The sequence below is a fragment of the Providencia sp. PROV119 genome (assembly GCF_028482435.1).
Taxonomy (GTDB): domain Bacteria; phylum Pseudomonadota; class Gammaproteobacteria; order Enterobacterales; family Enterobacteriaceae; genus Providencia; species Providencia stuartii.
In genome coordinates this window covers 64,381-73,038 of sequence record NZ_JAMPQL010000028.1, presented here as the reverse complement: position 1 = coordinate 73,038, position 8,658 = coordinate 64,381, and the positions used below count along the sequence as shown (strand labels likewise).

Genomic DNA, 8,658 nt, shown 5'->3' with positions numbered 1-8,658 from the left:
AAAAATAGCGGGGCTTTTTAATGGAGAAATATCATGGCAACGCAGGGTTTTGATAAGCCAGATCAATTCCGGGAAGAACTGGATAAAAGCATTCCGAAAGAATAAAAAAAGCCCACACACCGCGGGCTAAGTACATCTGTTGAACTAATGAATATCACATTAAATGTAGTTGACGCATTCAAAATATGCAAGCGAATAATGAGCCTCTGAGAAATCAGGGGCTTTTTAATGGCAAAAAAATAGCCCCTGGTGTTGAGGCTTGAAAAGGAAATTATCTTTGCTGTGTACATCTTAAGGACGGCACTAATTCTATACAGAGTTTATTCAATTAGTTACATGGTAGTTAAAAATAAGTTTAATTATGTAAATTTATTTATCTTCCAATGAATCAGAAGCTTTTTAATAGGTGTAATTATCCCACCATTTAAGGGGGTGATCGCTATCTTGACTGCTAGGAACAGACTAGAAGTTGCTTAGCAGAGTATCGCTAAGCTGCGAACTTTACGCATTTCACCGCTCATTCACAGAGCAATTCTAAAACGTCGAATCCAATCACTTTGATATGAGCCTTCGAGGAAGTCAGTTATAGCTGGCGAGCTTCGACGGGCTGATTTCCTATGTGAACGAGGGTTCATTTCAAATGTAGGTAATACGTTATGAATAATATTATTCCTCTCGAATATGATGGGCACCCTGTGCGTTTTAATAACGACGGATGGATCAATGCTACCGATATAGCAGCTAAATTTGGGAAAGTGCCCAATGAGTGGGTCAGACTTCCTGAAACAATAGCCTATATTCAAGCACTTGAAGGTAGATACGGGAAAATCCCGTATGTAAAAACTAGCAAAGCTAGGAAAGATAGGGGTGGCGGAACATGGCTACACTCTAAATTAGCCGTGCGTTTCGCTCGCTGGCTGTCCGTTGATTTTGAAATATGGTGTGATGAACAAATTGATGCTCTTATCCGTGGCAATATGTCAGTTTATAACGATGAGAGAATCAATGCGATATTCTTACTTGATAAGCCAACATCATGGGAAAAGCGTTTTCAACAACCTTTCTATCAAGCATTAAGCCGAATGTCTGGCTTGCCTTATTCTGGTCATGTCGGCGGTTGCCCATCGTTATTTGGGATGATAACAGCTAAGTGGGTATATCAGGCTGTACTACCTGATTCTGTTTATGAAGAAGCTAAGCAGATGGCAAAGGACAGTAAAGATAAAATACACCAATACCTAAAACCAGAAGCTTTACAACTGGTGCAGGATCAATTAGTCGCTGTCACTACTTTAGCTAACGGTTGCATTGACTATAAAGATTTTGAAGCTAGATGCGTTCAGGCTTTTGGAAAGTCAGGAATGCAGGGACTTCTAGTCTTTCCAAGTAATCGGCAGCCATCACACACTGTAACATTACAATAGGTCGCTCAGCGGCCTTTTTTATTGGGTGGAATATGAAAACAGGAATCATCACATACAAGATGTCGCTTCGTCCATTCATGAAGCCAGTTTTAATTATCGCTGCCATTTTTCATATGGATTGGTTAGCGAATTTATGCTTCAAGAAAGAACTCGTTCTTGAGGGTGAGGAAGTAGAAATAAGCAGTTAAATAATAAGGTAAAGCATGACTACTGAACTAACAGCAAAAGAGAAAATCCGCTTAGGCTTACTTAGGCTAACAGGCAATAACACCGCAGCAACAGCAAAGGCAATTAAGCTCATCAACGACGACCAACTTGAATATGAGTTATTTGTCCAACTGTGGAATAGCAACAACGGCAACTTTGATAACGGCAGCGTAGACACGCTAACGAAAGTTGACTCTGTCTATCAGCGAGTGCAGGAAACAAAGAAAACGTTATTCAACGATGAAGTAGCAGAATAACCAATCACAAAGCTCATCATGGTGGGCTTTCTAATTTGTTATGAGGGAAACATTATGGGACAGCAATCAAATCAGGTTGGATGCCCTAGCAAACTGACTGACGATCTAATCGCTAAGGCAAAGGAATATCTATATGGCGGTTATAAAGAAAACGAAGGTCAGGTAATACCAAGTATCGCAGGTTTAGCTTGTTACCTAGGCATTGCTCGCTCTACTGTTTATGAATATGCAAAGCAGGATAGTGAGTTAGGTCATGAGTTTTCGGACACGTTAGACGGAATTATGGCTTTTCAGGAAATGAAGCTAATTAATAGTGGATTATCTGGTGATTTCAACTCAACAATAACTAAGTTGATGCTTGCCAATCATGGCTATAGTGAGAAGCAGGAAGTGGATCACAAATCCTCCGATAGCTCAATGTCACCAACAAAAATAGTTCTGGTTGCAGGAGGTAACAATGACGGTAGCGAGGATTGAAATACCGCCTAAATTAATTCCAGCATTCGAAGGTAACTATCGCTATCGCTGCTCACATGGTGGGCGTGGCTCAGCAAAGACAAGAACATTCGCATTAATGACAGCTATTCGTGGCTATATGGCTGCAATGAATGGTCAATCTGGCGTAATACTTTGTGCTCGTGAATACATGAACTCGCTAGAAGAATCATCCATGGAAGAGGTTAAGCAGGCGATTAGGTCTGTGCCTTGGCTCAATGACTTCTATGAGCTCGGTGAGAAATACATTCGTACTAAATGCCGCTCTGTTAGCTATGTATTCGCAGGGCTCCGGCATAATCTGGACAGTATCAAATCCAAGGCGAGAATATTAATCGCATGGGTTGATGAGGCTGAATCCGTGTCAGAGACGGCATGGACGAAACTGACCCCCACTGTTCGTGAAGCTGGTTCTGAAATATGGGTGACATGGAACCCTGAGAAAGATGGCAGTGCAACAGACAAGCGATTTAGAAAGGAGCCACCCGATAACGCAATCATTGTCGAGATGAACTACGATGATAACCCATGGTTTCCTTCCGTGTTAGAAGAAGAGCGCCTGAATGACCAAGCTAGACTAGATGCCGCTACTTATGCGTGGATATGGGAAGGCGCTTATCTTGAAAACTCTGACAAGCAAGTATTGGCAAATAAATACGTTGTTCAATCGTTTCCTGATGATTTATGGCAGAAAGCAGATAGATTACTGTTCGGTGCCGACTTTGGTTTTGCGAAAGACCCTAACACGCTTATTCGCATGTTCATCTTGGATGATTGCTTATACATCGAGCGCGAGGCTTATGGCGTAGGTGTTGAACTTGACCACATGCCAGCTTTTTACGATGAAATACCCGAAGCTCGTAAGTGGCCCATCAAAGCTGACTCCGCAAGACCGGAAACAATCAGCTATTTAAAGCGACAGGGATTTAATATTTCAGCCGCTAAAAAGTGGCAGGGCAGCGTAGAAGATGGCATCACATACTTGCGTGGTTTCAAGCAAATTATCATCCATCCTCGCTGTAAAGAAACAGCAAAAGAAGCCCGTCTCTACTCATACAAAACAGACCGCATCACTGGTGAAGTGCTTCCCGTCATTGAGGATGCGTATAACCACTGCTGGGATGCGGTTAGATATGGGCTTGATGGGTATATCACGCAAAAATCTAACGCAGGCCTACTGGTTCCAAAAAGATTACTGAGGCGATAATGCAAGAAAACATGAAACTAGCCGTCAATCACTTAGTGAATGATGCGATAGCTCGTGCCCGTATGGCTTTGGTAAATCCAACCATGGGGCTTGATGCTAAGCGATCATCAGCTTGGTGTGAATACGGATTTAAACAAGATTTAACCTTTGATGATTTATACAAACTATTTCGCCGTGGTGGGATTGCATACGGCGGAGTGACTAAACTAATTGGTACATGCTGGAAAACAGCACCACAGGTTATTGAAGGTGAAAAAGCAGATAAATCTAAAGATGAGACTGTCTGGGAAAAATCTTTCAAAAAAACAATTAACAAGCGCATATGGAAAGAGTTTAAAGAGGCAGATCAGCGTCGTCTTGTAGGTCGCTATTCTGGCCTAATCCTTCACATCAATGACAATGGTAAATGGCACGAGCCGGTTAAAGCCTCCAAGCTTTTGAGAAAGGTTACTCCTGCATGGGCTAGTGCGATAAAACCTACTGAATGGGTGACTGATATTAACTCGTCTGATTACGGTCAGCCTAAGATGTGGCAATACACCGAGTCATTACCGAATGGTGGAACTAGGAATATCAATATTCATCCTGACCGAGTGTTCATTCTTGGTGATTACTCCATTGATGCGATTGGCTTCCTTGAGCCGGCATACAACGCATTTGTGAGCCTTGAAAAGGTTGAGGGCGGTTCTGGTGAGTCATTCCTCAAGAATGCCGCCAGACAGCTATCAGTTAACTTTGACAAAGAAGCCAAAATTGATGATTTAGCAAGAGCATACGGCGTTGAAACGTCAGAGTTGCAGGAGATTTATAACGATGTCGCTAGGGAAATCAACATAGGCAATGACGCAGTTCTGATCACTCAGGGCGCTAACGTGAACCCGTTAGTTACTGCTGTATCAGACCCAACTCCTACATATAACGTCAATCTTCAAACTGCCGCCGCAGCAATGGACATCCCATCGAAAATACTTGTCGGCATGCAAACAGGTGAAAGAGCGAGCACCGAAGACCAGAAGTATTTCAATTCACGCTGTCAGTCGCGCAGGGAGGGTGAGCTTTCATTCGAAATAGAGGACTTCATTGACCACTTAACACGAATCAAGGTTCTAGAGCCTATTGTTGAGAAAACGGTTATTTGGGATGACCTGAACGAGCAATCAGCTACTGAGAAGCTCGATAGTGGTGAAAAGATGAGCCGTATAAATCAAGCATCACTAGCAACTGGCGAGCCTGTATTCACCGTTGAAGAGATTAGAACGGCAGCAGGGTATGAGAATGATGGTAGCGACCCGCTAGGTGAATTCGATGAAAATCCAGAAGATAAGGACCGCGATAAGAGTAGGAACGAAAGCCGATCCGACAGCGGTTGATAAATTGGAGCGCGGAGCAATGAAAGCCTTTGCAAAGCGCATTAAAAAAGTATCACAAGGCTACATACAGCTACTCAATAGAATCCCATCCGAGCCCGTAGTTAATAAAAAATACCAATTCGACCTAGACCCTAATTATCTGTCAATCATCCTGAGAGACGGTGAGCTCATGGTCGATGAGGTGTTATTGCAGGGTGGTGAATTCAATAACTTCTTTTTCAATGAGTACGTCAGCACAGCATATGAGCGAGGAACGGCGCAGGAATATGCAAACCTAGCGCAGCAATCGACAGTATATGCAGCGACGCAACAAAGCGTAGCAACGATATTGCTTAGTGAGCCTTATCAGCTTCGGATGGCGTTAGTTCGGGCTAGGGTGTTTGAAGAAATGAAAGGGCTGTCTGCGCAAGTCAAAGCAGATATGGCGCGTATTCTTACCGATGGTATAGCGAGGGGGCTAAATCCTCGTGAAGTTGCTAGAAATCTGAATGAGCAATCAGGCATAGAAATCCGTCGTGCTAATCGAGTGGCCAGAACGGAAATCACAACGGCATTACGCCGAGCCAGAATGGATGAGGCTGATGAGGCTAGTGAAGTTCTAAACCTTGAAACTCGGCAGGTCCACATATCCGCGCTTAGTCCAACAACACGACCTAATCATGCGTCACGTCACGGCAAAATATTTACTACTGACGAGCAGCGTGATTGGTGGGCTAGAGATGGCAATTCAATTAACTGCAAGTGCTCGACGGTGACTATTCTGACCGACAAAGAAGGTAGGCCTTACAACGATACATTGCTCAATAAACTGAAAGAGGAAAAAGAAACCATGAAAGAACGTGGTTACCAATGGGCGGAGGAATAACGATGCCGATTCAAGTAAACGTCACGACCAAGGTTAATAGCGCATCAATCAGGCGTGAAACCTATAACGGCCGTGAGCACATCATCATCCCGAGTTACACACTGCCAGCAAACGTGATCATGAATGGCGGATTGTATCCAAGCACTGAAATCGATGCTCATTACAGAGGTCTAGAAGGCACTCTTGCTCCACTTGGGCATCCGACGGTAAATGGTGAGTTTGTATCAGCTTTGTCGGCTGAGGGCATCAATCAGGGGCATATTGGGGCGTGGAATCGAAATGTAGAGAAGGTCGGTAATCGAATCTATGTCGAAAAGTGGATTGATGTAAACAAGGCAAAAGAATCTGAAGGTGGTCGCGAAGTTTTGGCAAGGGTAGAAGCGCTGGAAAGCGGAGAAAGCTCAGAGCCAATTCATACCAGCGTGGCTGTTTTCTTGGAGAAACTCGAAGCCAACGAAGAACAGAAAGCGCAAGGCTATAACTGGATTGCAAAAATTCACAGCATGGATCATGACGCAATATTACTTCATGAATCTGGTGCAGCAACACCAACTCAAGGTGTTGGGATGATGGTTAATGCTGACCAAGCAACTGAGATGCAAATCAATAACGGTGCGCTTACTGGCGAAACCTATCGCGAGAAAGAACACAAGTTAACGATGGCGGCTCGCAAGCAGTTTGCTACTGGTAATGAGTTTGTATGGGTATCTGATTTCACTGATACACACGCAGTCATCATCGTAGATAACGGCACGGCCAAATTGCATTCCTACACTAACGAAGATGGCGTTATCACATTTGATACTCAAGGCGAAGAAGTGGAGCGCCAAGAGTCATGGGTCAAAGTGGTAACAAATAAACTTAAATCGGTATTCAGTAAACCGCAGGCAAGCCCTGCAATCAATAACAGTACGGAGGGCGACATGCCTTTAACTCAAGAAGAAAAGAAAGAACTCGTAGGTGATATTGCTCAGGCATTAGCAGCGAACCTTGCTGAGCAACTAAAGCCAATCAATGAAAAGGTTGATGCGTTACAGGTTAACCACAAGAAGCTGGAAGAATCATTAACCGCAAACCAACGTGCAGAAGAAGCCGAAATGCGCAAAGAGGTAGCAGCTAAATATGGCGAAGTGGTTGCAAATTCACTACAAGGCCAAGCATTAATCGATATGCACAAGCAACTCGGTGAAGCAGCATCATTAGCTGGCAACTCAGTCGCACAGCAAGAGCAAGTTGGCGCACCAAACCCAGCGGAATACTTTAAGGGAGCTCAATAATGACCACTAGTCGTTACCGCCGTGTAAATCTTGACGGCAAATCAATCACAGAAACACGCGCAGCAAAGGCGAATGTGTTGCCCGGTACTTTCGTGGTTATTGATGCAGATGATGAGTTTGCACAAGCCACAGCATTAACTGGTCGCATCTACATTACCAATCCAGCGTATCACCAAGGTCTGACAATTCGTGATGCTATTCCTGCTGGTGACTCTGTTGTCGGTGAGTATGTAGAAGAAGGTCGAGAGTTGGCTGTATTGGTTCCTGCTGGAACTTATAAAAAAGACTCTCCGATCAAGCTCGGTGCTGATGGTAAAGGCGCTCTTGCATCTGCTGATACAGAATCAGTAATTGGCTACTCTCAAGATGAAGTGACGCTAAAAGATGATGATTTCATTCGTGTTCGCTTTCGTGTTGGCACTGTAGCTACTGCAACTACTGATTAATAAAAGGAAAAAACATGTTTTATACTGCTGAAACTTTAGCAACAAATAGCCGACTGCAACGTCAGTGGGATAGCCTATGGGCTACACGTAATATCTATAACACGCAACATAACTTGATGATTAACCAGTATCGGAACGTGATGGACGGTGAGACGTTAGCGGCAAACCAAGTTGGCGGCTTCACTCGTGAATTTTGGGCTGAGATTGACCGTAATATTATCCAACTCCGCGACCAAGAAACAGGCATGGAAATCGTCAATGATTTAATGGGCCTGCAAACAGTGTTACCAATTGGCAAAACAGCGAAACTGTATAACGTGGTTGGCGATATTGCTGATGACGTATCAATCAGCATCGATGGTCAAGCACCATATTCGCATGATCACACTGGATACGACTCAGACGGTGACCCAATTCCAGTATTCACCGCAGGTTATGGTGTTAACTGGCGTCATGCGGCAGGGCTAAGCACTGTTGGCATCGACTTAGTGTTAGATTCTCAAACCGCGAAGATGCGCCAATTCAACAAGAAAATTGTTAATTACTTCCTGAATGGTGACGACAAAATCAGCGTTGATGGTTACAAAGGCCAAGGCATGAAGAATCACCGCAACACAGCGAAAATCGACTTGGGAGCTTCTGGTGCTAATATCGATTTAACCACTGCTGACTTGCCTGCATTGTTAGCGTTCTTTGGTTTTGGTGGTGCGTTCGGCCAGACTGCATTCAACAACAAAGTAGACGCTTACGATGTTATGTGGGTGAGCTATGAGGCATGGGGTAACCTGATTAAGCCTACAGTGGTTGCGGTTGGCGCAGGTGCTGGTAATAGCGTAGTGAATGGTCGTGTTATCGATACATTACTGCCGTATGCTGGCGTGAAAGAAATTCGCCCGACTTATGCGCTTAAAGGTACTGAGTTCATTGCGTATCAGCGTCGCAAAGATGTGGTGACTCCTTTAGTTGGCATGGCGACTGGTGTTGTTCCTAAGCCTCGTTTTATGCCACAGGATAACTACAATTTCCAAATCATGTGCGCGGCAGGTCTGCAAATCACTCGTGATGGCGAAGGTAAGTCTGGCGTGGTTTATGGCGCGAAACTGAGCTAAG

At 44.2% G+C, this 8,658-nt stretch carries 10 protein-coding genes; all 10 read left to right on the top strand.

The window, feature by feature from the left end; translation table 11 throughout:
* Positions 1–656 precede the first annotated feature (656 nt).
* From PSF11_RS18825 to PSF11_RS18780, 10 genes are read left to right on the top strand one after another with little or no spacing between them, the layout of a single operon-like run.
* Positions 657–1,424, top strand: coding sequence for a KilA-N domain-containing protein (locus PSF11_RS18825; RefSeq protein ID WP_150376455.1), 768 nt, complete (start codon positions 657–659; stop codon positions 1,422–1,424).
* Positions 1,425–1,456: 32 nt separating this feature from the next.
* A complete protein-coding gene (locus PSF11_RS18820) occupies positions 1,457–1,612 on the top strand; it encodes a hypothetical protein (protein WP_181795777.1) in 156 nt (51 codons plus the stop codon).
* Positions 1,613–1,627: 15 nt separating this feature from the next.
* A complete protein-coding gene (locus PSF11_RS18815) occupies positions 1,628–1,888 on the top strand; it encodes a DUF2560 family protein (RefSeq protein ID WP_072502867.1) in 261 nt (86 codons plus the stop codon).
* A gap of 54 nt (positions 1,889–1,942) precedes the next feature.
* The gene (locus PSF11_RS18810) at positions 1,943–2,365 is read left to right on the top strand and encodes a DNA-packaging protein (RefSeq protein WP_272682869.1); all 423 of its coding nucleotides are present in this window, start codon (positions 1,943–1,945) and stop codon (positions 2,363–2,365) included.
* Entirely contained in the window at positions 2,346–3,590 is a 1,245-nt protein-coding gene (locus PSF11_RS18805; RefSeq protein WP_272682868.1) for a PBSX family phage terminase large subunit, read from the top strand. The genes PSF11_RS18810 and PSF11_RS18805 overlap by 20 nt, the downstream gene beginning before the upstream one ends.
* Positions 3,590–4,960 carry an anti-CBASS protein Acb1 family protein gene (locus PSF11_RS18800; RefSeq protein WP_154599039.1) on the top strand — a complete coding sequence of 457 codons (1,371 nt, stop codon included), beginning with the start codon at positions 3,590–3,592 and terminating at the stop codon, positions 4,958–4,960. The genes PSF11_RS18805 and PSF11_RS18800 overlap by 1 nt, the downstream gene beginning before the upstream one ends.
* Positions 4,896–5,825 (top strand): phage minor head protein, encoded by a 930-nt coding sequence (locus PSF11_RS18795; RefSeq protein WP_272682867.1) that lies wholly within the window; start codon positions 4,896–4,898, stop codon positions 5,823–5,825. Before PSF11_RS18800 ends, PSF11_RS18795 begins: the two co-directional genes overlap by 65 nt.
* A gap of 2 nt (positions 5,826–5,827) precedes the next feature.
* Positions 5,828–7,102 carry a hypothetical protein gene (locus PSF11_RS18790; RefSeq protein ID WP_061064240.1) on the top strand — a complete coding sequence of 425 codons (1,275 nt, stop codon included), beginning with the start codon at positions 5,828–5,830 and terminating at the stop codon, positions 7,100–7,102.
* Complete coding sequence (locus PSF11_RS18785) at positions 7,102–7,548, top strand: gp53 minor capsid family protein (protein WP_154599038.1); 447 nt, start codon at positions 7,102–7,104, stop codon at positions 7,546–7,548. The genes PSF11_RS18790 and PSF11_RS18785 overlap by 1 nt, the downstream gene beginning before the upstream one ends.
* 14 nt (positions 7,549–7,562) lie before the next feature.
* Positions 7,563–8,657 (top strand): major capsid protein, encoded by a 1,095-nt coding sequence (locus tag PSF11_RS18780; protein ID WP_272682866.1) that lies wholly within the window; start codon positions 7,563–7,565, stop codon positions 8,655–8,657.
* Position 8,658: the final 1 nt, after the last annotated feature.